This is a genomic window from Methanobacteriaceae archaeon, assembly GCA_029219465.1.
GTDB lineage: Archaea > Methanobacteriota > Methanobacteria > Methanobacteriales > Methanobacteriaceae > Methanocatella.
The window spans coordinates 255,785-280,101 of record JAQXTL010000004.1 but is presented as its reverse complement, the minus strand read 5'-3'; the positions used below and the strand labels follow the sequence as shown (position 1 = coordinate 280,101).

Genomic DNA, 24,317 nt, shown 5'->3' with positions numbered 1-24,317 from the left:
AATGATTACTGTTTTATCTGGTGGAACTGGTACTCCAAAACTATTGCAGGGATTAAAAGAAATCATTGATCCTAAAGATTTGACAATCATTGTTAATACTCTTGAAAATGATTATTTTTCAGGTGTTTATGTTTCTGCAGATATTGATACTGTATTGTATACAATGGCAGATATGATTAATGATGAATTCTGGTACGGAGTTAAAAATGATACTTTTATTACTCATGAACGTCTTAAAGAACTTGGATGTGATGAACTTTTAAGAATTGGGGACATTGACCGTGCAACTAAAATACAAAAGACACAATTAATGGAAAAATATGGTCTTTCAAAAGCATGTGAAATTCAAGCAGAAAATATGGGAATCGCTTCAAGAATTATTCCTATGAGTGAAGAAGATTCTGAAATTAAGATTATCACTGATATTGGTGAATTGGAATTTCATGACTTTTTAATTAAACATCAAAGTGAACCTGAAGTTTTAGATATTAAATTCTCCAATGTTTCACCAAGTGATGGAATTGTTGAAGCTATTAAGAATTCTGATGCAGTAATTATTGGCCCATCCAATCCAATTACTTCAATATCACCAATATTGTCTTTAGATGGTGTTCGTGATGCACTAAAAGAAACTTATGTTGTTGCAGTTTCTCCAATTATTGGTTCTGATTCTGTTTCAGGGCCTGCAAGTAAATTTATGAAAGCATTGGATATTGATGTTTCATCAATTGGTGTTGCATCATTATATGAAGATTTTTTAGATACAATGGTAATTGATGTACAAGATGAAGATAAAATTGCCAAAATAAATCAAATAGTTAATAAGGTAATAACTACAAATACAATTATGGATAATTTAGATGCTAAAATTAATTTGGCTAAAATTATTAAGGATTGTATTCCTTAGGGGGAAGGTGTTATTCAATGATACAAATGACATTAATACAAATTGACAATTATGGACCTTGGACTGTCACTCCAAGACCAAGGACTGAATCTGACTTACAAATTCTTCAAGCAAGATTATACGCTGATTTAAACAGCTATTTTGGTGCTAGAAAAGGTTTAGTTTTCTTTACTAGATTTGATAACTTGCTTGCAATCTCAAATGGTTTAGATGAAGAAGACCATTTAAGAATTCAAAGATCTATTAGAAACAAATACCCTATTACTGTAAGTATGGGTGTAGCAGCTGCAGATACTCCTCACGAAGCTCAAAGATTAGCAACTATCGCTCTTCAAAAAGCAGGTAGTGCTCAATCAGGTGAGAGAAAAGAAATTTTAGCTATTGACAGTTTAGTTAGTGAAGAAGACAGCTTCGTTCAAGCAGCTCATATTGACATTAACAGTGTCACTGAAACTTTAACTGATATTGAATCTGCTTTTGATACAAGTTTCAGTGTTAATAAAGCTCAACATTACTTAATGACTAAATTAATTAAAAAAGGAGCATTATTATTCTTCATTGGAGGGGACAACTTCATGTCTCCATGTAACGGATTAACTGAGAAAGACATTGAAGAAATAATGGTTGAAATTGATGAAGAAATCGGCATAAAGCTCAAAGCTGGAATTGGAAGAGCTAAAAATGCTGAAGATGCTGCTTATATGGCAGACATTGGTCTTGAAGAAATCCGTGCACATAATAATGAAATGTGGACTTGGGTTGTTGAAAAATAATCTTGAGGAATTTGTATGCTTAAGGTAGTTGCTCCAATGGCTGGCATAACTGATGCTAGTTTTTTAAACAAGGTTATTCATTATGGATTTAATGTGGCTACTTTAGGTGGATACAGCTTAGATTCCCCTACACTTGAAGCAAGTAAGAAAATTGTTCAAAGGGGAAGAAAAGAATTCGACATTCCTTTAAATAATATTTTTAATCACATTGAAAATGAAGTCAATTTGATTAAAAACACTCATAATCATGTAAAAGTTTCAGCTAATGTTCGTTCAACAAATCCACAACCTATTATTGATGTTGGTAATATCAAAAATTTGGATATTGTAGAAATTAATTGTCATTGTCGCCAGAATGAAATTTTAGCTATTGGTTGTGGCCAAGAAATGTTAAAAAGAGATGATTTAAATCATTTCATCTCTCAAATTGTTGATAATGTTGACAGTGAAGTTTCAGTTAAAATCAGAGCTAATGTTGAAGGTGTTGACTGTTTAAAAATAGCTAATTTAATTGAAAATGCAGGTGCTGATTATATTCATATTGATGCAATGAAAAAAGGCGCTGAAGCAGACTGGGAACTTTTAGGTGAACTTTGCAGTGATGTTGATATTAAAATCATTGGAAACAATTCTGTCAACTCAAGAGGCAATGTCGAAAAGATGATTGCTTGCGGTGTTGATGGATTTTCTATTGCTCGTAGTGTTATTTCAGGTAGTTTGGATTTCAAAATATCTGATTTCTAACTTTTTTTATTCTATTTTTTTTAAAATTAAGGCATATTTCTTAATTGCTTATTTTTAAAACAATTGTTATTAGAATCTATTGTTAATGCTTATTTTTTTAAAAACAATTGTTATTAGAAAGTATTATTAATGGATTAAAATATAAATTAGATTAATAAGGTGATTTCATGGATTTTATAACACTAAAAAATATTACTAAAACTTTTGATGGTGTTGATGTTCTTAAAGATATTAATTTAAAAATTACTGAAGGAGAAACATTAGGTATTTTAGGCCGTAGTGGAAGTGGAAAATCTGTTTTAATTAATATGCTCAGAGGTACATCTGAGTATAAACCAGATGCTGGTCAGATTTTAGTTAATGTTGCTGTTTGTCCAGAATGTTTAGCTGTTGAGTCTCCTTCTCATGCTGGTGAAAAATGTAGTTGTGGAGCAACTTTAGAAGCAAAAGAAGTTGACTTCTTTAATGCTGAGAGGAAATTATTTGCAAGTATTAAAAGAAGAATTTCCATCATGTTACAACGTAACTTCGCATTATACGACGAAGAATCTGTAATTGAAAATGTAATGAGGGCAATGCCTGACGATAAGGAATATGATGAGAAAATTTATGAAGCATTGGAATTATTAGAAATGGTTCAAATGAATCATAGGATTACTCACATTGCTCGTGACTTAAGTGGTGGGGAAAAACAAAGAGTTGTACTCGCAAGACAATTAGCTAAAGAACCTATGATGTTTTTAGCTGATGAACCTACTGGTACTTTAGATCCTCAAACTGCTATCAAACTTCATAACACATTAAAAGAAGGTGTAAAAGATGAAGGAATCACTATGTTAATTACTTCTCACTGGCCAGAAGTAATGATTGAATTAGCAGATAAGGTAATCTGGTTAGAAGGTGGAGAAATCAAACAGGAAGGAGAAGCTGAGACTGTAGTAAATGATTTCGTTGCTACAATTCCTATTCCTGAAAAACCAGAAATTCCTGAATTCGGAGAACCTGAAGTAGTTCTTGAAAATGTTAAAAAACATTACTACTCCATTGAACGTGGTGTTGTTAAAGCAGTAGATGGTGTTGATTTAACTATTAATAAAGAAGAAATCTTTGGTATTGTAGGTTTAAGTGGTTCTGGAAAAACAACCACTACAAGAATGTTAATGGGATTAACTGAACCAAGTGGAGGTAATATCCAAATCAAACTCGGTGATGAATGGATTGACATGACCAAAGTTGGACCACTCAACCGTGGACGTATTATGCCTTATATTGGTTTATTACATCAAGAATATTCATTATATCCTCACAGAACTGTTCTTGGTAACTTAACTGATGCAATTAGTTTAAATTTACCTGCAGAATTCGGTAAAATTAAAGCTATTCATGCATTAACCACTGTTGGTTTTGCTGATGATGTTGCTGCAAGTGTGCTTGATAAATATCCTGATCAATTAAGTGTAGGGGAAAAACACAGGGTTGCTTTAGCTCAAGTATTAATCAAAGAACCTAATTTAATTGTTTTGGATGAACCAACAGGTACAATGGATCCGATTACTCGTGTTATTGTAACTGATTCTATCTTAAAAGCACGTACTGAATTAGAACAAACATTCATTATTATTTCTCACGATATGGACTTCGTTTTAGATGTCTGTGACAGAGCAGCTTTAATGAGAGGGGGAAAACTCTTAGATATTGGTACTCCTGAAGAAATTGTTGAGAAATTAACCGCAGATGAAAAAGAAGATATGCTTAAAGAAAACAGATAAATCTTCTTATTCATTTAATTCTTTTTTTATTTTTTTCCAATCTGGACAGTATTTGTCCATTAATTTTTTAAATTCTTTTCCATGATTAAATTCAATTAAATGACATAATTCATGGATGATTACGTATTCTAAACATTTGGGGTCTTTTTTTGCAAGATTTAAATTTAGTGTTATTCTTCCGTCCTTTCTGCAGTTTCCCCAGTTTTTCATTTTTCTAACCTTTACTTCGGAAGGTTTTTTACCAATAATCTTGCTGTGTTTAGCCATTAATGTAGGAATTTTATTTTGAAGTTCTCTTCTATAAAGCTCAACTAATACTTTCTGGCGTATATCAATTGTACTTCTTTTAGAAACTGGTAGGAAAATAGTATCATCCTTAACAAAACCTGATTTTATGTTATCATTAGAAATTAACTTTAAATTGTACTGTTTTCCCCACAAATAATGTTTTTCATCGTTTTTATATTTTAGAGGTGCTTTAATATCATTTTTTAAAATAATGTCTTGTTTTTTTAAAATCCACTGCTTTTTGGATTTAATAAAATTAACCAATTCTTCCTGTGGTAGGGCAATTGGAGCAGAAACCTCAACATCTCCATTTGGTGGCAATACTCGAAGATACATATTTTTAATATTTTTCCATGTTACAGTGATGGTTATGTCTTCGATTTTTAAAATTTCTTTCATAATACTTAATTTTAATTTAATTTATAAAAAAGATTATATATTTATTGGTAGAATAAATTATATTATTATTTTATAATTATTTCTTAATAATAATTTTACAATGATAAAGAATTTTTTGGAGGTTTATTATGACTTGGGAAGATGCGCCGTCTCATATTTGTAGAGGAGGAGATGTCAGAGGACTTGCTTTTTGTTGTCCTCCAGTAAAACCGTGCCCAGTATTAAATGCATTACAGGAAGTTAACTTAACTCCTAAAGAATATATTGAAATTAAAACTCAATTCGGTAGGGAAACTAGATTAGGTGAAGGAGCAGGAACCTGCTTTGGATCACTTGTATGGTGTTGTAAACCATCTAAACCTTGTCCATTAAGAGATATGTCATTAAATAGTATTGGATTAAGTCATGAAGAATACTTAGACTTAAAAAAACAATTATCTGAGAGATTAGTTGGAGTTACTAAACCTGATCCTGATGAAAAAGCTGAAGCATTAGCAGAAACATTCAACATTACCAAACTTGAAGCAATGGATGTTTTAAAAGAATGCAATGATGATTTAAGGGCTGCTGTAAAAGTTTTACGTGCTAAATCTCTTGATAATGATTAAAATGGACTGGACTTCTATTTATTTAAAAACATCTAATTTGAATGTTTTTATTTTAGGAACTGGCGAAGTTGCAACAAGACGTGCAAATAAATTTTTAGACCATGGTGCTAATGTTAAACTGGCTGGAGATAATTTGGCTGATGAATTAGTATCAAAAGGAGCTATTTTATGCTCTACTGAGGACGTTGATGATTTAGTTGAATGGTCTGATTTTGTTGTAATAGCTAGTGGGGATAGAACCCTGTCCAATTATGTTTCTAAAATTGCTGAAGATAAACTTCTTAACAGAGCAGATTTTCCTAGTGAAGGAAATGTAATTGTTCCAACAAGTTTTAATATTGGAGATATTGAAATTTCTATTTTTACCGGTGGAAAAAGCCCACTTATGGCTCGCCAATTAAGAAAAAAAATTCAATCAATAATTACTGAAGAGGATATCTTGGAAATAGAACTTCAGGATTATGCCAGAAACAAATTAAAAGGAATCGTTCAAGACCAGAAAGATAGAAGAAAATGTCTTTATGAAATTTTTGAAGATGAAAAAATCAATGTTTTAATTAAAAATAGAAATATTGTCGAAGCCAAAGATTATATTGACGATTTGATAAGGGGATTAAATTGATATTAAATTTAAGAGTTGACCATAAACTTGCAGATATTCAGTCTATGGAGATTATTTCAAAAGATATTGACGAATTATTTGCAAAACTACAAGAAAAATATTCTATTGTTGAATATATTGAGATTAGTACATGTAACAGAAAGGAATATTTCATTCACAATAAGCATATTCCTGAAGATGAAGAGTTACTTTCTCATGAAAACAAGAGTATTGTTATTGATTATGGTCAGTCTGCTGTTATGCACCTTTTACGTATGACTTCCGGTTTAGAATCTATGATTGTTGGAGAAGACCAGATTTTAGGTCAGGTTAAGGATGCAAAGCACAAAGCAGTTAAAGATCGTCACTGTGGTAAAATTTTGGATGCTATTTTTACAAAAGCTATTCATGTTGGTCAGGTTGTTAGAAATAAAACCAATATCAACAAAGGTTCTGTATCAATTGGTTCTGCAGCTATTGATTTGGCTGAAAAATATATTGGTGATTTGGAAAACAAATCTGTTTTGGTAATTGGTGCTGGAAAAATGGGTAAATTAGTTGCTAAAGCACTTGCTGAGAAAGATTTAAATGCTATTTTTGTTGCAAACAGGACTTATTATGTTGCAGTAGACCTTGCTAAGGATTTAGGCGGTGAAGCTATTTTATTTAATGACCTAGAAAAGTATTTGGCAACTGCTGACTTGGTTATTAGTGCTACCAGTGCGCCTCACCCGATTATTACTAAAGAACGTTTATTAAAAAGTCCTAGGGATTATGAAAGCTTAATGTTAATTGATATTGCAAATCCTCGTGATATTTCAGAAGATGTTTTGGAATTAGGTGTCAAGTCATTCAATATTGACAACTTAAGAGAAATTGCTGAGATAAATACTAACCTTAGAAAAAAGGAATTTGCTGAAGCAGAAAATATCATCAATGATGAGTTCATTTTACTTAAAGAATCCTTTAAAATAATGAAAGTTGATGAATTACTTGGTAATTTAAGAGCATCTATGGAGTATATACGTGAACGTGAAACTCAAAAAGCTATTGGCAAGTTAAGTGATGTAGATGGTAGCGATAAAATATTGGATAATTTAACAAATTCTATTGTTAATAAGATATTTTATGATGTTTCTAAAAAAGTAAAAAAAGCTGCAAAAGATGAAAATGAGGATATTCTTGCAGCGTGTGAGTATATTTTTAATTAAATTTACTCAAACATCCCTTTAACATCTTTATTTTTAATTTTGGTTGATTTTATAGAATAATCAATATTTTTCATTGTAAGTATGTCACTCTCAGTTGCAATTGCATTGTGGAGTGCAGTTTTTAATATCTTTTCTTTTATGTCTCTTCCAGACATGCCTTTTGTTTGTTTTACTATTTTTTCCAAATCAAGATTGTAGTCTAGAGGCATAGTTTTAAGATTATTCTCAATAATCATTAATCTTTCTTCATCATCAGGTAATTTAAATTCAATTTCTTCTTCAAATCTGCTTCTGATTGCATAATCTAAGCTGCTTGGATTATTAGTAGCACAAATTGTAATTATTGAATCATTTTCATTAATTCCATCCATTTCAGTTAAAAGTGAGTTTACAATCTCAGAAACATCTCCTCTTAGTGACTGAAATGATCTGTGTAGTGCAACAGCATCAATTTCATCAATAAAGATTATGCATGGTGAGTCTTCACTTGCTTTTTTGAATAATTCATGAATTTTAGATGAACCATCTCCCACATGGTCACCGATTAATGTTGTTGCTTTAATTAAATGCAATGGAACATCAAGTTCGTTAGCAAGTGCTTTGACAAGCATAGTTTTACCAGTACCTGGAAGTCCGTAAAACAAAATGTTTCGAGGAGCCCACTGTCCGAATTTCTCAGGGTCTTCTAAGTACTTGGATATAACTTTGATTTTATTTTTTGCATTAGTTTGTCCAACAATATCTGAAAGATGAATATTTGACTTGAATGCAGTTTTTTTCTTCTTATTTTCCAGTTCATCAGTAATAAGTTTAATTCTGGTTGTTTCAGTAATTAATGAGTTATTTGGTTTTGCTTTTACGATTTCAAAACCATAGTCGGGAATAATTTTTTGATCAAATAAATGTGAATTTTCTTTTACAACTAATCCTAGCCACTGTTCACGTGCATATTCTTCAAACAGTTCAATGTTGGTAATTTCAATATCTTCATCTATTAAACCAAATTCAAATGGATATCCAACAGGTTTTAAAATGACACATTCAGCACTTTCGTTGGTTTTTGCTTTTTTAGTATTTTGTTTTTGATTAGCTGTTTTGATTTCTGCTTTTTTGTTATCATTTTTCATTACTCTCCCTCCTATTTTTTTTATTTTTAACATTTGTTTTAATTGTTTAAATATTTGATGGGGTTTTTAAATCATAATATTTATTAAAATAAAGATTAAAGTACTATTTCGATGACTAATAAAAATCATTTTTGTATTTATTGTGGAGCTAAATTGGATTTTAATCAAAAATTTTGCACTCAATGTGGAAAAAAGGTTCAAAGGAATAATAGGAATGTTGAAAAAATCCAATCCAGATATAATGATGCTCTTGATGCTATAGATGAAGAATATGAGTTTAGACAGCAAAATGCTAAGGAATTGCTAAATAAACTTTTTGATTCTAATCATTTCTCATATAATAAGTTTTTATCATCTATTAATGAGTCCAACAAGCTATTTAATATGCAATTGGATGTTACAAGAAAAATGGTTGATGTTTGTGATGGTAAAAATCATTTTGTTGAAAAAGAAATTGATAAAAAAATTGAGCTATTAAAAACATTCATAGGTAAAATGAATGATTTAATAGATGAGATGGTTATTCGTTTAAGTTCCAATGAACATGATATTGAAGATATCAATAATCTTTTTGAAGATATGGATGACTTAATCGACTCTGTAAAAGATTATTAATTATTTAAACAGTTTCTTTTTTATTTTAATGTATTTTTTCCATATTTTGTATGCTTTTGTGGATTTAATACGTTTGTTTTCTTTTTTTAACTTTTTGTTTTTCTTTTTAAGCTTTTTAATTTTATGCTCAGCATCAAATAACTTAATGGATAAAATAAACTCCTCACTGGTTTTGCAGTTTATTCCACTATAAAAAATATGTCTGGTTTTATCATTTAATTTGTTGACAAAGAAATCATCAGATTCATATTCATCCAAATGCTTTTTAAAATCTTCTTTTACTTCTTTAAAAAACTCTTCTTTCATTTCAGGATTATTTATCTGATTAATAATAAGGTTTGTATTTCCTATTTTACGAGGATAAATATATTCTTTCATCTCTTCGTATTTTCCAAGATCCTTTGTTATTTGAACCATAAGATTGGAAATAGTAATTGTGTCCTTATAATCGCTTTCATCAGATGTTGTAATTGAATTGTCACGGATTCTGCGGTTATATAAGTATTCATCTAAAATAAATAGCTTATCTGATTTTAATGTTGATTCAATGAAAAATACATTGTCTTCAAAAAGAATATTTTCCGGAAACTTGATATCTCGAATTAAATCAGTTCTATAAAGTTTTGCAGGTGTTGAGACAACCATTGTGTAGATATGTTTTTTAATATCCTGGTATGTAATTACTTTATTTTTAAATTCATCTTCAATATTTGCCATATCATAATATGTGGAAGTAAGATATTCTTTTGTTTCATCACAAAATCTTCTTAATTTAAAAATTATAAAATCAACATCTGTTTTTTCACCAACATCGTATAATTTCTCAAGAGCATCTAATTCAAGATAATCATCAGAATCTAAAAAATAGGTGTATTTACCTTTAGCTTCTTTAATCCCTCTGTTTCTTGCAGCTCCTGGGCCGCTGTTTTCTTGGTTTATAATAATAAACCTTTCATCGTTGTTTTGATACTCTTTAAGAATTGATGGTGATGAATCTGTTGAGCCATCATCAATACAAATGATTTCAATATCATTTAGTGTTTGGTTAACAACACTCTCCAAACACTCTTTTAAATATTTTTCAACATTATAAACTGGTATAATTACAGATATCTTGACCATTGAATCACTTTCTTAATTAATGTTATTTTCTCTCAGTTAAAGCTAATATTATTTTAATTCTTCATATATTTTTTTCATTTTAAGTGAATCCACATCTCTAAGTGGAGTTTCACAAATAATATTTGCATTCCAGCCATTATCAATTAAATTAGATAGCAAATCGTGGATGTCGGGTCCATACTCATCACTTTCATCTAATGTATGGTGCTTTACTTCTCCACCTTTTCCATATTCAATTGTTGTAAAGTGGCAGTGTAAGATGTCAATATCTAATTGGTCTTCAATTGTTGAAAAAATACAATTGTAATCTTCTTTTTTATTTAAAAAACCTCTTCCTCTTGCATGTACATGTGCAAAATCAATTGTTGGTTCAAAATGATCAAAAGTTGCACATAATTCAACAACTTCGCCAATATTTCCAAGTTGAGTTCTCTTACCAGTAGTTTCTGGTGCAAATGTGAACTCTTCAATACCTTCAGCTTCAAGTTCTTCAAACAATCTGTTTACGGTATTTTTAGATATTTCCATTGCTTTTTCAGGTTTTCTATTTAAATAAGCACCTGGGTGGAATACTAATCTGTAAGCACCCATCCATTCACCAGCACGTGCAGCAGCTATTAAATGACCAATACTTTTATCAAGTTTTGATTCTTCTTTTGCACATAAATTAATGTAATATGGAGCATGCATTGAAACTAAAATGTCATGTTTTTCGGATTCTTCTTTTAGGGTATTTGCAGAAGATTCTCCAATTCTTACTCCATATGGTGATTGGTATTCATAAGAATCAAGTCCCTCTTGGGAAATATATTTTGGAGCTTTGTATGCTGCGCCTTTGTAATCAACAGGACTTCCAGCAGGTCCAAAAAGTACTTTTTGTTTCATTTAAATCGTAAAAAAAATAGTAAATTGTGGGAATTAGAATATTCCCATAGCTTTGTTGGTTTTAGCAATAGATTTTTCGTTGTCACTTTCCATTTCTAAAAGTGCACGGATAGCATCAATGTTTTCAGGAACAACGTCAGATTCTTGATGCACAGCTTGCATGTAGAATAATTCGTTTCCTACAACATTAATGGATTCTCTCCAAACTGGAATTTCGTATAAATCGTTTCTGTTTCTTCCAAGTTCTTTAGCATATTCCATTAATGCAGCAGTTGATCCTAAACCTTCTTCTGCGGACACTACCATTACTCTGGAACGTTTTTCTAATGCTTCAACGATTTCTTCGGTTTCAACTTCATTGTTGATTTCAACCATAATATTGTGTTGGTGCATTAAGGTAGTAGGTACGAGTAATGCCATAGTTGTTACATCAATTCCGTTCATAACTGTTTTTACATCAGGTCCGTGGTGAGAAGGAACTTTTGGAGGATTTGGTACAATTGCATTAATTGGACCTTTTTTGACTTCAGATGGGTCAGATCCTCTTCTTACCATTACTGCTCTAACTTTTTTAATATCTGCAATTGGGTCAATTGTAGATAATGTACGGGTTAATCCGGTGGTGTTACATGATACAACTCTTGTGTAATCTGCACCGTATGAATCATCATAATTAGAAATAGCATTAAATGAAAGACCGGTTAAATCATGGTCTTCTCCACCTTGGTAAATAGCTTTAACGCCAGCTTTTTTGTACATTTCAAGATTTTGTGGTCCAATAGATCCTGGAGTACAGTCAACAACAACGTCTGCTTCTTGAATCATGTCTTCAACAGTACCTGCTATTTCAATTCCTGCTTCTTTAAACAAGTGTTCTCTTTCTGGAATTCCAATGTATAATGGATATCCTTTTTCTTCAACAGCAGTTCTTGCTTCGTAGTTTGGTCTAGTTTTACTTACACCAATTACTTTCATATCATCTTGAGCAGCTACAGCATCAGCCACTCTTTTACCGATGGTTCCATAACCATTAATTGCAACAGTTTTCATTTTAATCCCTTATTTATAATAGATTTAAAAAATTATTATATATACTATATTTTGTTGTTTAACTTATTTAAAATTTGATAATTTATTTTATTTTGAAATATAATTTTTTAGGAGTACCAAAATATTTATATATTTGATTGAGCAATACTAATTGTAAGTTTTGTTAAACCAAAATTTCTAGGCAAAATATTTTGTCTGGATGTTGGTTGATAATAAAAATGTTTCAAAATAGAGGTAATCAAATGATTTCTAAAAAAATAAAAGTGGCTTTAATATTTGGCTTAGTGTTGATATCTTCAGTAGGCTTTGTTGTAGCTGCTAATAGTCAATCTGGTCCTATTTTGGACGAGAATAATAATTTTGTCATGACTGTACATGCAAATCCTAGTACTGGATATTATTGGGTTTCCAATGGTGGTGAAAGTCATGGGGCTCATGTTATAGATAAACAGTTTGTTCAAGATTATAATGATGGAATGTTAGGTGTGGGTGGAACTTACTACTTCACAATTCATGTAGATGATATTAATGATTATTATTTTAAAATTAATGAAGTAAGTCCTTCCGGTGAATTTACTGGCAAATCCATTGATTCTGATATGGTAAATTAACCGTATCGTCTGTTCTTTTAAAAGTACTATTTAAAAGAACTTTATTTTTTTTTATTTTTTGTATTTAAATATTTTAAAAAGAAGTTTATTTTTATAAAAAAAGTAAATGAAGAGGATTTATTCAATTTTAAATCCTGCTTCTTCAACTGCTTCGTTGATGTCTGCATCGCTTACATCAGCAGATAAGGTGATTTTGGTTATACCAGTATCTAAATCTGCTTTTGCATCATCGATTCCGTCAACATCTTTTAAGCATAATTCCACTGCAGTTACACATGAAGGGCAGTGCATACCGACAACTTTAATTTCTTTTTCAGACATTTTATCACCTATAAGTTAATTAGATTTAACTTTCTAACTCCTCAAGTTTTTGTGGGAAGTAGGTATCTACTACATACTCAAGCCCATACTTGGAGAAAGATTGCTGTTCTGCTTTTTTACCAATTCTAAGCATTTTCTTAATTTCATTTTGCCAGAATTCACTTTTATACCTTGGGTCTTTAGCAAGCTCTTTAAGTCTCATTACGTCAACATCTTTGAGTTTATCAGTTGGTAAATCGTAGTTGATAATATCTGATGCTGTAACTCCCATAAATTTAGCATCTGGTGTTGCTAAGTCATGGTTAACGTGAGCTAATTTTGCACTTCCAGAGATAATTACCTGTGCAATGTGGAATCCCCAAGGGTCTCCGTCGTTACAGATGTAAACTGGTAAATCTAATTCTTCATTAACTCTTTTAATGAATCTTCTTGTAGCACGTGCTGCTTGTCCTTTAAGTCCAACAATTAAAGTGTTGAATTTTTTATTAGCATTTTCCTGAACCATCCTGTGGAACATCCCCATGGTTTCCACTGCAATAACTCTGTCTACATTGCAGTCTAAAAATTCAACTTGGTCAATAGTTGGTGAGATAGTATAACCTGATTTTCCAGCTTTTGCAGCATTAATTTCAACATCGTCATCTAAGAGAGTAATATCTCCATAAACTGATGCTCCGTCTTCCTCAGGCATTAATCCTAAGTCTTCACGAGTGGTTCCAAGAGTTACTTCTAAATCTTCTCCAACAATGTTGGATTCTTGTTGTGATTTAAAGCTTATTCCCCAACCTTCAGAAACGTAATACATCTCCCTGATAGTTGCGGTTTTTTCACGAGCAACTAAATCTTTACAGAAGTTAGCTACATAAACCATTTGTCCTAATTTTCTGATTTGTTTTACATTACCTAAAGATCTTCTTCCGTATCTGTCTCCTAATACGTAGTATCTTTTAGCATCGTCATAAACAATATTTCCAGTACCTCTGGATGGAACTTTAATTGAAGGAACTTTTTGTTTTTCAATTTCTTCAATAATTTCTTGACCTAATCCTTTTAATTTATTGTAGGTGTATTCTTTTCTAAGTTCCCTATGAGATTTTTGGTCTTCTTTAATTTCAGCCATTTAAATCACCTAATCTTCAAATCCATCATCAACATCATCTTCAATGAAGTTGTCTAAACTACTGTTTCCTTCTTCAACAGCATTTCCTCTTTCATCAACTTCTTCCATGATGATTGCATCAAGTTCTTCTTCTTCCACTTCTTCTTCAACCTTTTCACCAAGTAACTCTGCAAGAGCTCTTTTAGTAACTTTTGCAAGTACTTCCTGATATTCTGGGACTCCAGTTTCCCCAAGTTTTGCAGCTTCTTCGATAATTACTGGCATGTAATCTTCAAATACTTTGGAACGTTTTTCTTTTTCTTTTGCTGCTTTTTTAGCTCTAAGGTGTTTTTGAAGTTTACGAGCTAATTTCATTGTAGATTGTCTGATTTCATGAACAATTTCAGGTTCTGGGGATACACTTTGTTTACCAGTTGAGAGGTAAGGTACCTGAGTTGAAATAATGTTTACAAATAATGTTAATGGAGTGTTATCTAAGTCTTTAAGACCGTAACGTTTCCAGTCGATACTTTTAAGTGCTTCAGTAATAGCACAACTTCCTGCATCGAAAGTTAATGGAACTCTATTTGCAAATCTCATAATCTCTGATTTTCTTTGTTCTTTTACAACTCTACCGGATTTTCCACCGTAAGCAAGACCTGCTTCGATAATGAATGAAACCCCACCTTGGTAGGTTACAGGTTTTCTGGTAATTGTTGTTACAAATTCAGGTTTGAGGATTTGTTTCATACCTTTTTCGATTTGTTCAGATCCGATTGGTATAAGTCCATCAGTTGGAGGTGCCATGAATTTCATTTTCTTGAAGCATTGAACAATAGCTTCTGCTTCAGGGAAAGTGAGGTCTTTTGGACGTTTGTTCATGTCAATTCCTGTAAGTTCAGAAATTTCGTCCACTCTTTTATTTGACATTCTTGATAATGATGAGGTTAACATACTTTTATATCTTCTACTGTCAGTATTTTGTGCCATTGTCATGATGTCGTCAGCACTTACACCTTTTGGGTGAGGTAATACTTCTTTTGGAAGAACAGGAACAATGTCTGCAGCTCTTTTAAATATGTATTTGTGTCCGGATGGATCTCTGAATGTAATTTTTGCATGAGGGTTTCCAATCATGGTTCTTCTGATGTACTCAAAAGCACCTTGTTCTGCAAGAGAGTAGGAAACTTCTTTAAATTGCAATTCAATACATACTCCAGTACTTTCAGCAGGATAGTCTTCTCTTTCCATTAAAATTCCACGGTTGTTTTTTACATCCATTTGGAATTTCATTTTAACTCCTTTAATTTCTCCGTTTTCTTTGTAACAGGAAATTACATGAGCTGGTTTACCAGTAGTCATTTGTGAGAGTAATACACAACCACTACAACCTAATCCTTGTTGTCCTCTGGATTGTATGTTTCTGAATTTTGATCCTGCAAACATACTACAGTATACTCTCATAACGTAATCTTCAGGAATACCTGGTCCGTTATCTTTGAGTCTGAGAATATAGTGTTCTTTATCCACTCTTTTTAATTCAATATCGATTTCTGGTAAAATTCCAGCTTCTTCTGCTGCGTCAAAACTGTTTGTAATCAATTCGTGGAATACGATAGTTAATGAACGAATTTTACCTGTAAATCCTAACATCTGTTTATTTTTCCTAAAGAACTCGGATGGAGTCAAGTTCTTAAAATCATTTCTCCAATCGGTTCCTGCTTCTTGATTTGGCAAAAATTTTTCCTCCTTTGAATGTCTATTTATTTTTATTATGTGATGTTTTATATTTAAATGGAATTAGAGAGCATTTGAAAAGTAATATTTTTACGGCGCCCTATCTAACTTGTCTAAATATGTATTAAAATAATAATAAAAAATATGTAGAAAATATAGTATTTACACTACACTATCTATATATGTTGGTTAAAGTATATATAGATTTTTCGATTATGTGATTAAAATATTGGGTTAGTTTAAAAAAAGTAAATTAAAGTAACAATGATGTTACTCTAAGGTTTTTTCATCAAAGTCAATGCCGTCTTTGAATTCGATTTTATCATCTTCAATTCCAACAAGGTCTTTGAATTCTTTCATTTTTAATTCTTCTTTTTTATGTTCTAAGAATCCGTAAACTGATTTGTGTCTGGATCCTTTTAAAATCATTTCAATAGCTTCTTTAGCAACCATTATGTTGTCCATTTCACCAATAAATGAAACAGTCTTACCATAAACTGCCATATCTACTTCAGCCATTTCCATAATAATTTCACGTGTTTTTCCATCTTTTCCAATAATTCTACCTTTGTGTCTTGCAAGGGCTTTTTTGGATTTTCCAATATATAACGGGAGGCTAATTACTTCCAAATAATAATCGTCGCTAACTAATTTTAATGCAACTTCCGGATTGAAACCACGTGCAACTGCTTTAACAATATGGTTTGCATTCCAAACTCCTAATGGGTCTTCCATATTGTCACTAGGTGTTATGTAAACAGTACCTTCATCACTATCAATATCTAAAATAGTGCCAGTTGCTTTTTCAATGGATCTTTTAACTCCTCCATTGCTTCCAATTAATGCCCCTACTCTATTTTGAGGTATTTTTAAATAATCTGTTTCCGGCATAATTTCACCTTTTTTTAAATTAATAATACTTATTTAATTGGAGTTATTTAAAATTTAGGATTAAAAATTCGTTTTTACTATTTTATTGTAATTGTATCAAATTTTTTTAGATATCTTTATTAATTTTATTTTACTAACATAATACTATCGATAAGAATATTTATACATATGGGGGAAATGAATATGCGATATAAAAAATAGCTGTTTTTTTATTGATTTTATCAGTAATTCTAACAGTAAGCTGTGTTAGTGCAGTAGAAGAGAATATTGCTAGTTTAGATTCCTTTGAAGTATATATTTCACCTGATGGTGATGATAATTTAGGGGATGGAAGTCCTCAAAATCCTTACGCTAGTATAGGATATGCTATTAATTCTACTTCGATGGATTCTACTATATATTTAAATGAAGGAAAATACTCTGGTGAAAATAACAGAAATATTACATTGGATAAATCTGTTACTCTCATCGGTAAATCAAAAGAAAGTACTATTGTTGATTGTGAATCTATTTCAAGATTATTCACAATGAATTCAAATGCTAAATTAACTTTAATTAATCTTACTTTAACTAACGGTTTTGCTGATTTTGGTGGATTAATTTATAATGATGGTGGAGAAATTACAATTAAAAACTCCATTTTATCTAATTCTAAAGCACAAAGAAATGCAGGAGCAATAATCAGTTCAGGAACATTAATAATTGAAGATTCATGTATTATGAATAATACTGCAACAAAGTATGGTGGGGCTGTTTTTACAAGTGGAAATACTGATGTTAAAAATTCTATTTTCACTAAAAACGTTTTAACTGCAGGAGATAGTGTTGGAGCATGTATGGTGGCTGATGGAATCTTAAACCTTGACGGTTGTACATTTTCTGACAGTTATTCTGTTTATTCAGCAGGTGCTTTGTTAAATCTTGGTAATGCAACAATCAACAACTGCAGGTTTGTTAATCTATCTACAAACTATACTGGTGGGGCTATAAGTAACCATAAGTATGCTCTTATTAACAACAGTTATTTTGGATATAATGATGTTCAATATTATGCTGCTGCTCTATTAGCACCTCCAAGTGGTCATCATGTTTTAACTGAAGTTTATAATTCTATATTTGAAAAAAATCACGCAGGTTATCTTGCAGCAGTAAGTAACAACTATGAAGACACAGATCTTTTTATGAAAAACTGTGCTATTGTTGGAAACTATCTTATTGAAAATGAAAAATTTGGTGATTTCGGATTAGATGAAACTGCAACCATACAATATTGCTGGTGGGGTCAAAATACAATTAGTTCTTATTACTACTGTCCACATAATAGTAACTACACACCTCAAAAAATCAACGCTTCCAGATGGTTGGTTATGACTTTTTCAGCAAATAATGGTGTTGTATACAAAAATAAAGATAATTTAGTGACTGTAGATTTAAATTATTACTAGGATAATGAAACAAAACAAATCTATAAGTTAAATGAAACAATCAATCTTCCTTTGGAAGTTACTGTTCATACATTCTCACAATCAATTACAAAGAAACTTGTAAATGGTGTTGCAACATTTAATATTAAGCCTAACTCTTATGAGGATGTAGTTTACGCAACTATCAACAATCAAACTTTGTATATTAAGGTAGATTCAAAATACACTACTTTGGTTGTAAATGATTTTGTAAAATATTATCAAAGTTCTAAAAAGTTATCTGTAAAATTGGTAAACTGCAACAATGCAGGAATTAAATGTGAAAAAGTATCTATTCAAGTAGATGGTAAAACTTACACTGCTTATACTAACAGTTATGGAATAGCTAATTTCTATGTTAAAAATACTCCTAATAAATTTAATATTAAAGTTATTTACAATGGAAATAAATATTACACAGGAACTAGCAAAACCATTAAAGTAAAAATTCTAAAACCTATTATTAAAGTTTCAAAAACTACTGTTCGCAAAAATAAACAATTGGTTGTTACTTTTAAAACTGCAGATAATAAAGTAATTAAAAATACTAAAGTTAAATCCAAAATTAATGGTAAAACCTATTATAAAACAACAAACAGCAAAGGACAGGCAAAACTTACCATTAAATTAAAAGCAAATAAAAAATACACTGTTAAAGTTGGTTTTAAGTCAACAAGTACCTATGGAACCACGTTTGACTACAAAAATTAAAGTAATTAGATAATCAATTATCCTATGATAATTGATTTATTTTTTTTATTGTTTTTCCAGATAAACAAAGGTTAGTTTATCATCTACTTTTCTTTGATCAAATGCAACATATCCTACTTCTTCATATAATCTGATATTATGTGCACTTTGAGTACTTGTAAAGAGTTCATACCTTGATTTTGGGAAATAATTTTCAATTTCTAATAAAAGTTTACTTCCTAAACCTCTGTTTCTGTAATCTGGATGAACCATTAGTTTACCTATGTAGACGGTATTGTCTTGTAAATTTCCACGAACAGATCCGATGATTTTATTTTCATCAGATATGGCTTTTAAAATAATTTTATTTTCAAATTCCTCTTCCAACTCGTCTAATGTCTGTTTTAGTGGAGGAATATTATAGTTATTTAAATATTCGGCTTCACTTTGGTATGCTAAATACTGTAAATCAAGTATTTGAGGTAAGTCTTCTTTTGTTGCCTTACAAATTTTCATAATATATCACACTGTTAATATTGAATTTTTTTATTAAAAAAGATTTAGATAAGTGTTTAAAATTATGGTCAGTTCTTAAAATTAGATGAATTTCTTCCCTTCTTTGATAAATTCTTCTGCTTGTTTAATCCTTTTTCTAGCAATTCTTTCATCAAGTTCATCAATTGCGTCATAATCTGCAGTTTCACGTTGAGCCTGTGTAGATGCGAGATATTTATATTTTTCATAGGAAAATTCATTTTCTTTAACATAATGTAAATTAAATAAATGGATTAAACCAGTATGGGTTTTTGGGGATTTAATTCCTTTTTTAAGTAACAATGCTTTGGCGACTAAAAACATAGAATAATAAGATAAACTAACTGCATCCGAATAATCATCCATTGAATATGCTGTTTTTGCAAGAATTAATTTTTTGTTAGATTTGTCAAAAAATGCTTTTGTTTCATCCAATTTCAATACCTTCTGAAAGAATATTACTTAAAAATGAAAAATGTTGAGTGTTGTTGAATCTATCTTCAGACATTATATGTGCGGAAATTAATTCATTTTTATCATGCATAATCCAAGCAACTTCATTATCTATTTGCTCCTCAATCATTTCAGGGAAATTGGATACAATTAGAATATCAATATCTGATTCTGTTGTATCTTCATGTCTGGCTACAGATCCAAATAAAATGATTTTAATGATATATTGTGAATTTATTGTCTTTGCAAATTCTCGAGCAATTTCGTATCGGTTATTCATAAACAATCACCATAATCATATTTAATTACGTATTTCCTTTTCATTAATAATAAATATTTTTAAAGTGCAACTTTATGAAAAAACGTATGGGATTAAAATAAGATGATTAGACAATAATCTTAAAAAAAAATAGTTTTATGTTAAATCGCTAAAATTTAGGATTTACATATTCCCGTAGGAAAGATGTTTTACTTTCAGCTCTTCTGACAACATTTATGTAGTTAAATTTGCATCTTATTGTTAATATAAATTTTTGAATATTGATGTTAATTTTCATTGGTTCAAATTTATTCATTAAATAGTTTAAGAAGATTAACAATATATATAATAAATATAATATTTTAAAAATATGTACAAATATAAAGTACATTAATTATAATTCGTTGTTTTATTTTTAGTAAGTTGTTCAAAAAATATTAATAATTAAAATTAATCTGGAGTAAAATTTAGTTTATTGGTGGTTATTTTAATATTTTTATCATATCTTCAAAAAAAATATTAATAGGTTATTCATAATATTTAATTAATTGTATGTTAATAGATGTGTGGTTTTATAATGGACAAACTTAATTTTAAAAAAAATTATATTCAAGAGGTTTTATTTCGTGTAGATTTTAGGATAATTCCTGAATTAATTGAAATAGGGGTTCCTGATAAATTTGTGGATATTATTAAAGATGATTTCATGGTATTTGATGAAAATATATCTGAACCAAATTTATGGGCTTATTTTGATGAGAATTATAAAAAGCGTATTGAATTAACTGCTTCATCAATTGTATTATCTTATGATGGGGATTATTATGATACACACTTTGATATTTTAAATGATATTGGAAAGATAATTAGTATTCTTGAGAGTTATGGAGTTAATACTGTTAATCGAATGGGTTTGAGATATGTTAATGAGATTAAACCTGATAAAACGATTGATGATTGGAATAATTGGATAAATCCTAAATTACATAATTTTAATGCTATTGATTCAAATTTAATGTTGATGCGATCCTTAACTCAATCTCAGTATCGAGTTGGAGAATATATTTTAAATTTCACATATGGTCAATTCAATTCAAATTATCCTAATACTGATATTGGAAATGATTTTATTTTGGATTATGATGTATATACTTCATCTTTAACAGAAATTTCATTCATTGAAGAAAAATTTGATGAACTCCATAGTATAATCATATCTCTATTTAAAGAAAGTATTGGGGAAGATTTATTTAAAGATTTGCAAGAGGGATGATATGCATTTAAAATATGTAAAATCTAGAAATTTTGATACTTCTTTTGAAATAGGTAAACTTAAGAATAATATTAAATCTCTTGCTCCTACTATTACCACAGCTATTGTTAATTATAAATCAAGTAAGAATTCTTATAGTCCTGTTATGGATATAAAATATAAAACTCAATTTAATTCTGAAGACATGATTAACGATATTAAAACTAAGTTAATAACTGAGAAAACTAATAAAAAATCTTCTAATAATTATGAATCTAATATTTATGAGAGTAATAAATTAGATTCATTTTTAAATTCAACATTTAATATTATTTCAGATAATAATTCCTTAATTTCATACATTATTGATAAAAAGTTATCTGAAATTCTTTATAAATTACCTAATATGATTTATGAATCATTTAATACAAGAAATTTAGAGCTATGTTTAGAAAATAAATATTCTGATGAAAAATGGGTTGTTATCTATATTTTTACTAAATTAGATGGAGAATCTGCAAGCAATGAATTGGATTTGCTTGAAGATAACTTATGTAATAAGTTTGGGGACGATTGTTTAGACAATATTTTAATTTCAGTGGAGTTTGAATGAGTTCTAGTGATAAATTTGATTGGTATGAATTTTATAAAGTTGCCGATAGTTTTTCGAATTCTAATAATCCTGCAGAGTTACGAAGTGGGATAAGTAGATTTTATTATGCTGCTTTTGGTTCTTGTAAAGAATATATTATTGAACATAGGTTATGGGGGGATGATGAAAAACTTAAAAAAGACATGACTGAAAAATCAGCAAAAGTTCATGAAGCAACAGCAGAAATTTTTTGGAACAATGTTTATTTAAATCGTCATGTTGATGGTCGCAAAATTGGTAGAATTTTAAATGATATTCGCAAAAAAAGAAATGATGCAGATTATAAATCTGATAAATATAATGTAAAACATGCTTTTGCTTTTGTAAAATCAAGAGTGGATCAACTTTTTGTAGAATTTAATAAATTATAATGTCTTCTAAGATAAATATTTTAAGAGTGGATTATTATTTCATGAAAAAATTTATCATGTCGCTTTATTTAGTAGATGTATAATATTATTAGATAAACTTAAAATATTCCATTTATCTGGTAAACTAAAGTTTAATCTCATTTGGTTCTAATTTATATTTTGTGTAATTCATATTCATTTTATATAATTTGCAACTTTGTTCGTGTGCAATTTCTTTAAATAAATCTATATCTCGGTCATTAAATTTAACGCCTAAATATATTTTTGAGGGTTTTAAATATACAAAATCTTTATTTAGTATCAATCTCCATTCTTTTTCACATGCCCAATATTTATATTTTATCAATGAATTAAATTTTTTATCATTTATTTCATTTTCCGTTTTAATTAGTGGAAAAAAGGTTTCATGATAAAAAACAGGATAAATTTCTTTTTTTATTTTTTCTTCAATTTCGGATGCATTATACTCAATACAAAATCCTTTATGTTGATTTGCATAATGGGACCACATTAAAATAGAGTTGTTAATTTCACTAAAACATGAAATTTTGAATTTGATTTTTTTAATTAGTGCTTGATAGAATATTTGAATATTGCTTTCAATAATGTTTTCTGCTTTATTGAAACCTATAATATTAATATCATCAAAAATTTCATTAATATTACTAATTCGATTAATATCAATGTCATGTTTTCCAAATTCGTTTTTAAGTATTTGTTTTTTTAGTTGCTTTTCGATATTTTTAACTAAATCATTTTTAAATTGTTCAATATCAATACTAAATGCAGAATCATATGGATCATTGAAATAGTAAGGATTAGTTAAATAATTTTTACCTTTTTTTAAAGCATCAATATGCTTGTTATCTTCAATTGGTTCTTTTGGATTTATTTCACGATATCTATAAATCTGAGATGGAAAATAATCCTTTTTATTTTGTATAATATCATACATTTGTTTTAAACTTAAATTAATATTATTTTTTATAATAATATCTTCTCCTTACATTAGTATTGAATCTAATTTGATTTTATATATTAAAGAATTTTTGTAATATCAACATAGCTTTCATTTACACTAACTTTGATGTTATTATTATAGTTTCCAAGTTGTCTAATTGTTTTTGCAGAAGAAATTAAAAGGTGTATTGCAAAACCATAATTTTTTTCAGGTTTGCTCATTAATGTGTAACACAGTTTCATGTCATGTAGTAATCTATTTAAATCTGTTAATTTAAGATAATTTTCACTATCTAAAAATAATTTATTTTTATCAAATTCATTTAATCTTTCTAGAATGAATAAACATTCAAATGAGATAATATAAAACATTTTTGAGATTTTAAATTTTTCATCATCTTTCATTTCTAAGATTTTATCTTTTGTATATTTATCACAGATATCATTAAGCATTGTTATTGCTTCTTCAAAGGTAATTTCTTTTTCTTTATAATATTTGCTCGCATGTACTCTAAATCTTAAATCTAAAAATAATTCAATATCCCAATTCCAATCAATAAAGTCATCATTTTTATGCTCTTCAAACCAAAGTATTTCCCCAAGAATGAGTGATAAATGATTATTTATTTCTTCAAAATAAATTTTTTTGAACTTATTTTTTTCTTTAATTTCTCTTTTTAAATTCATTTCATCTATAAATACTGCTAGTATCGATGCTGCGAGAATACTACATGAAATGTTTATCATAATCTCTGAAATTTCAGTTTCAAAATAATAAAATATGATTAGTAAAATAATTGAAATAGCTATTGTGGCAATATATAAATTTGAATTTTCAATTTTCATCGTATCTCCTTTTATTTTCAAGATGCATGGAATTCTTTAATAAATATTTAGTTAATTATTTCTTGAATTTAATTCTTTT

General features: G+C 29.3%; 28 protein-coding genes. 14 read left to right on the top strand and 14 right to left on the bottom strand.

Features of this window, described 5'->3' with window-relative positions:
* Nucleotide 1: 1 nt before the first annotated feature.
* The 4 genes from cofD (at nt 2) to atwA (ending at nt 4,193) form a co-directional block, all read left to right on the top strand.
* A complete protein-coding gene (gene cofD, locus PUD86_03080) occupies nt 2-907 on the top strand; it encodes a 2-phospho-L-lactate transferase (protein MDD6776262.1) in 906 nt (301 codons plus the stop codon).
* 17 nt (nt 908-924) lie between these two features.
* On the top strand, nt 925-1,680 hold the full coding sequence (locus PUD86_03075) for a GTP cyclohydrolase IIa (protein MDD6776261.1): 756 nt from the start codon (nt 925-927) through the stop codon (nt 1,678-1,680).
* Nucleotides 1,681-1,695: 15 nt separating this feature from the next.
* Nucleotides 1,696-2,424 (top strand): tRNA-dihydrouridine synthase, encoded by a 729-nt coding sequence (locus tag PUD86_03070; protein MDD6776260.1) that lies wholly within the window; start codon nt 1,696-1,698, stop codon nt 2,422-2,424.
* 167 nt (nt 2,425-2,591) lie between these two features.
* Entirely contained in the window at nt 2,592-4,193 is a 1,602-nt protein-coding gene (atwA, locus tag PUD86_03065) for a methyl coenzyme M reductase system, component A2 (protein ID MDD6776259.1), read from the top strand.
* 6 nt (nt 4,194-4,199) lie between these two features.
* On the opposite strand, the gene PUD86_03060 is transcribed toward atwA, so the two are convergent.
* Entirely contained in the window at nt 4,200-4,880 is a 681-nt protein-coding gene (locus PUD86_03060) for a SprT family zinc-dependent metalloprotease (protein ID MDD6776258.1), read from the bottom strand.
* Nucleotides 4,881-5,008: 128 nt separating this feature from the next.
* On the opposite strand from PUD86_03060, the gene PUD86_03055 reads away from it, so the two are divergent.
* Genes PUD86_03055 through hemA form a run of 3 tightly spaced genes read left to right on the top strand, consistent with a single transcriptional unit; the run spans nt 5,009 to nt 7,300 of the window.
* On the top strand, nt 5,009-5,488 hold the full coding sequence (locus PUD86_03055; GenBank protein MDD6776257.1) for a methanogenesis marker 9 domain-containing protein: 480 nt from the start codon (nt 5,009-5,011) through the stop codon (nt 5,486-5,488).
* 1 nt (nt 5,489) lies between these two features.
* A complete protein-coding gene (locus tag PUD86_03050; protein MDD6776256.1) occupies nt 5,490-6,110 on the top strand; it encodes a bifunctional precorrin-2 dehydrogenase/sirohydrochlorin ferrochelatase in 621 nt (206 codons plus the stop codon).
* Nucleotides 6,107-7,300 carry a glutamyl-tRNA reductase gene (hemA, locus tag PUD86_03045; protein MDD6776255.1) on the top strand — a complete coding sequence of 398 codons (1,194 nt, stop codon included), beginning with the start codon at nt 6,107-6,109 and terminating at the stop codon, nt 7,298-7,300. Before PUD86_03050 ends, hemA begins: the two co-directional genes overlap by 4 nt.
* Before the next feature lie 2 nt (nt 7,301-7,302).
* Here hemA and PUD86_03040 read toward each other — a convergent pair whose 3' ends face one another.
* A complete protein-coding gene (locus tag PUD86_03040) occupies nt 7,303-8,427 on the bottom strand; it encodes an AAA family ATPase (GenBank protein ID MDD6776254.1) in 1,125 nt (374 codons plus the stop codon).
* Between the two features lie 111 nt (nt 8,428-8,538).
* Here PUD86_03040 and PUD86_03035 point away from each other — a divergent pair, with 111 nt between their 5' ends.
* Entirely contained in the window at nt 8,539-9,042 is a 504-nt protein-coding gene (locus tag PUD86_03035) for a zinc ribbon domain-containing protein (GenBank protein ID MDD6776253.1), read from the top strand.
* Here PUD86_03035 and PUD86_03030 read toward each other — a convergent pair whose 3' ends face one another.
* The 3 genes from PUD86_03030 to PUD86_03020 are packed head-to-tail and all read right to left on the bottom strand — an operon-like array spanning nt 9,043 to nt 12,099.
* A complete protein-coding gene (locus PUD86_03030; protein MDD6776252.1) occupies nt 9,043-10,164 on the bottom strand; it encodes a glycosyltransferase family 2 protein in 1,122 nt (373 codons plus the stop codon).
* A gap of 48 nt (nt 10,165-10,212) precedes the next feature.
* Nucleotides 10,213-11,049, bottom strand: coding sequence for a TIM barrel protein (locus PUD86_03025; protein MDD6776251.1), 837 nt, complete (start codon nt 11,047-11,049; stop codon nt 10,213-10,215).
* Between the two features lie 33 nt (nt 11,050-11,082).
* On the bottom strand, nt 11,083-12,099 hold the full coding sequence (locus PUD86_03020) for a phosphorylating glyceraldehyde-3-phosphate dehydrogenase (GenBank protein ID MDD6776250.1): 1,017 nt from the start codon (nt 12,097-12,099) through the stop codon (nt 11,083-11,085).
* Nucleotides 12,100-12,341: 242 nt separating this feature from the next.
* Between PUD86_03020 and PUD86_03015 the strand changes: the two genes are divergently transcribed.
* A complete protein-coding gene (locus PUD86_03015) occupies nt 12,342-12,710 on the top strand; it encodes a protease inhibitor I42 family protein (protein ID MDD6776249.1) in 369 nt (122 codons plus the stop codon).
* Between the two features lie 117 nt (nt 12,711-12,827).
* Here PUD86_03015 and PUD86_03010 read toward each other — a convergent pair whose 3' ends face one another.
* The 4 genes from PUD86_03010 to PUD86_02995 form a co-directional block, all read right to left on the bottom strand.
* Nucleotides 12,828-13,031, bottom strand: a complete 204-nt coding sequence (locus PUD86_03010) for a heavy-metal-associated domain-containing protein (GenBank protein MDD6776248.1) — start codon at nt 13,029-13,031, stop codon at nt 12,828-12,830.
* Nucleotides 13,032-13,056: 25 nt separating this feature from the next.
* A complete protein-coding gene (locus tag PUD86_03005) occupies nt 13,057-14,151 on the bottom strand; it encodes a DNA topoisomerase IV subunit A (protein MDD6776247.1) in 1,095 nt (364 codons plus the stop codon).
* 9 nt (nt 14,152-14,160) lie between these two features.
* Nucleotides 14,161-15,867, bottom strand: coding sequence for a DNA topoisomerase VI subunit B (gene top6B, locus PUD86_03000; GenBank protein MDD6776246.1), 1,707 nt, complete (start codon nt 15,865-15,867; stop codon nt 14,161-14,163).
* 270 nt (nt 15,868-16,137) lie between these two features.
* On the bottom strand, nt 16,138-16,758 hold the full coding sequence (locus PUD86_02995; GenBank protein ID MDD6776245.1) for a KH domain-containing protein: 621 nt from the start codon (nt 16,756-16,758) through the stop codon (nt 16,138-16,140).
* A 212-nt stretch (nt 16,759-16,970) separates the two neighbouring features.
* On the opposite strand from PUD86_02995, the gene PUD86_02990 reads away from it, so the two are divergent.
* Both PUD86_02990 and PUD86_02985 read left to right on the top strand, forming a co-directional pair.
* Nucleotides 16,971-18,203 carry a hypothetical protein gene (locus tag PUD86_02990; GenBank protein ID MDD6776244.1) on the top strand — a complete coding sequence of 411 codons (1,233 nt, stop codon included), beginning with the start codon at nt 16,971-16,973 and terminating at the stop codon, nt 18,201-18,203.
* Nucleotides 18,204-18,254: 51 nt separating this feature from the next.
* Nucleotides 18,255-18,932, top strand: a complete 678-nt coding sequence (locus PUD86_02985) for a hypothetical protein (protein ID MDD6776243.1) — start codon at nt 18,255-18,257, stop codon at nt 18,930-18,932.
* 45 nt (nt 18,933-18,977) lie between these two features.
* Here the strand turns inward: PUD86_02985 and PUD86_02980 are convergent, their stop codons facing one another.
* From PUD86_02980 to PUD86_02970, 3 genes are all read right to left on the bottom strand, one after another.
* Nucleotides 18,978-19,427, bottom strand: coding sequence for a GNAT family N-acetyltransferase (locus tag PUD86_02980; protein ID MDD6776242.1), 450 nt, complete (start codon nt 19,425-19,427; stop codon nt 18,978-18,980).
* 81 nt (nt 19,428-19,508) lie between these two features.
* Nucleotides 19,509-19,880 (bottom strand): HEPN domain-containing protein, encoded by a 372-nt coding sequence (locus PUD86_02975; GenBank protein ID MDD6776241.1) that lies wholly within the window; start codon nt 19,878-19,880, stop codon nt 19,509-19,511.
* Nucleotides 19,873-20,178, bottom strand: coding sequence for a nucleotidyltransferase domain-containing protein (locus tag PUD86_02970; GenBank protein MDD6776240.1), 306 nt, complete (start codon nt 20,176-20,178; stop codon nt 19,873-19,875). The genes PUD86_02975 and PUD86_02970 overlap by 8 nt, the downstream gene beginning before the upstream one ends.
* A gap of 556 nt (nt 20,179-20,734) precedes the next feature.
* Between PUD86_02970 and PUD86_02965 the strand changes: the two genes are divergently transcribed.
* From PUD86_02965 to PUD86_02955, 3 genes are read left to right on the top strand one after another with little or no spacing between them, the layout of a single operon-like run.
* The gene (locus PUD86_02965) at nt 20,735-21,430 is read left to right on the top strand and encodes a TIGR04255 family protein (protein ID MDD6776239.1); all 696 of its coding nucleotides are present in this window, start codon (nt 20,735-20,737) and stop codon (nt 21,428-21,430) included.
* Between the two features lies 1 nt (nt 21,431).
* The gene (locus PUD86_02960) at nt 21,432-22,022 is read left to right on the top strand and encodes a hypothetical protein (GenBank protein ID MDD6776238.1); all 591 of its coding nucleotides are present in this window, start codon (nt 21,432-21,434) and stop codon (nt 22,020-22,022) included.
* On the top strand, nt 22,019-22,432 hold the full coding sequence (locus PUD86_02955) for a hypothetical protein (protein MDD6776237.1): 414 nt from the start codon (nt 22,019-22,021) through the stop codon (nt 22,430-22,432). The genes PUD86_02960 and PUD86_02955 overlap by 4 nt, the downstream gene beginning before the upstream one ends.
* Nucleotides 22,433-22,556: 124 nt before the next feature.
* On the opposite strand, the gene PUD86_02950 is transcribed toward PUD86_02955, so the two are convergent.
* Nucleotides 22,557-23,387 carry a DUF2971 domain-containing protein gene (locus tag PUD86_02950; GenBank protein ID MDD6776236.1) on the bottom strand — a complete coding sequence of 277 codons (831 nt, stop codon included), beginning with the start codon at nt 23,385-23,387 and terminating at the stop codon, nt 22,557-22,559.
* An 83-nt stretch (nt 23,388-23,470) separates the two neighbouring features.
* A complete protein-coding gene (locus PUD86_02945) occupies nt 23,471-24,238 on the bottom strand; it encodes a hypothetical protein (GenBank protein MDD6776235.1) in 768 nt (255 codons plus the stop codon).
* Nucleotides 24,239-24,317 lie beyond the last annotated feature (79 nt).

Bases quoted from the DNA above. Each gene is read 5' to 3' on its own strand.
- PUD86_03075 (MDD6776261.1), top strand. From the start codon at position 925: ATGATACAAATGACATTAATACAAATTGACAATTATGGACCTTGGACT.
- PUD86_03035 (MDD6776253.1), top strand. From the start codon at position 8,539: ATGACTAATAAAAATCATTTTTGTATTTATTGTGGAGCTAAATTGGAT.
- PUD86_03015 (MDD6776249.1), top strand. From the start codon at position 12,342: ATGATTTCTAAAAAAATAAAAGTGGCTTTAATATTTGGCTTAGTGTTG.
- PUD86_02950 (MDD6776236.1), bottom strand. From the start codon at position 23,387: ATGTATGATATTATACAAAATAAAAAGGATTATTTTCCATCTCAGATT.
- PUD86_02970 (MDD6776240.1), bottom strand. From the start codon at position 20,178: ATGAATAACCGATACGAAATTGCTCGAGAATTTGCAAAGACAATAAAT.
- PUD86_02980 (MDD6776242.1), bottom strand. From the start codon at position 19,427: ATGAAAATTTGTAAGGCAACAAAAGAAGACTTACCTCAAATACTTGAT.
- PUD86_02945 (MDD6776235.1), bottom strand. From the start codon at position 24,238: ATGAAAATTGAAAATTCAAATTTATATATTGCCACAATAGCTATTTCA.
- atwA (MDD6776259.1), top strand. From the start codon at position 2,592: ATGGATTTTATAACACTAAAAAATATTACTAAAACTTTTGATGGTGTT.
- PUD86_03030 (MDD6776252.1), bottom strand. From the start codon at position 10,164: ATGGTCAAGATATCTGTAATTATACCAGTTTATAATGTTGAAAAATAT.
- PUD86_03070 (MDD6776260.1), top strand. From the start codon at position 1,696: ATGCTTAAGGTAGTTGCTCCAATGGCTGGCATAACTGATGCTAGTTTT.
- PUD86_02965 (MDD6776239.1), top strand. From the start codon at position 20,735: ATGGACAAACTTAATTTTAAAAAAAATTATATTCAAGAGGTTTTATTT.
- PUD86_03060 (MDD6776258.1), bottom strand. From the start codon at position 4,880: ATGAAAGAAATTTTAAAAATCGAAGACATAACCATCACTGTAACATGG.
- PUD86_03025 (MDD6776251.1), bottom strand. From the start codon at position 11,049: ATGAAACAAAAAGTACTTTTTGGACCTGCTGGAAGTCCTGTTGATTAC.
- PUD86_03010 (MDD6776248.1), bottom strand. From the start codon at position 13,031: ATGTCTGAAAAAGAAATTAAAGTTGTCGGTATGCACTGCCCTTCATGT.
- PUD86_03020 (MDD6776250.1), bottom strand. From the start codon at position 12,099: ATGAAAACTGTTGCAATTAATGGTTATGGAACCATCGGTAAAAGAGTG.
- PUD86_02995 (MDD6776245.1), bottom strand. From the start codon at position 16,758: ATGCCGGAAACAGATTATTTAAAAATACCTCAAAATAGAGTAGGGGCA.
- PUD86_02960 (MDD6776238.1), top strand. From the start codon at position 21,432: ATGCATTTAAAATATGTAAAATCTAGAAATTTTGATACTTCTTTTGAA.
- PUD86_03040 (MDD6776254.1), bottom strand. From the start codon at position 8,427: ATGAAAAATGATAACAAAAAAGCAGAAATCAAAACAGCTAATCAAAAA.
- PUD86_02955 (MDD6776237.1), top strand. From the start codon at position 22,019: ATGAGTTCTAGTGATAAATTTGATTGGTATGAATTTTATAAAGTTGCC.
- PUD86_03055 (MDD6776257.1), top strand. From the start codon at position 5,009: ATGACTTGGGAAGATGCGCCGTCTCATATTTGTAGAGGAGGAGATGTC.
- PUD86_03005 (MDD6776247.1), bottom strand. From the start codon at position 14,151: ATGGCTGAAATTAAAGAAGACCAAAAATCTCATAGGGAACTTAGAAAA.
- cofD (MDD6776262.1), top strand. From the start codon at position 2: ATGATTACTGTTTTATCTGGTGGAACTGGTACTCCAAAACTATTGCAG.
- PUD86_03050 (MDD6776256.1), top strand. From the start codon at position 5,490: ATGGACTGGACTTCTATTTATTTAAAAACATCTAATTTGAATGTTTTT.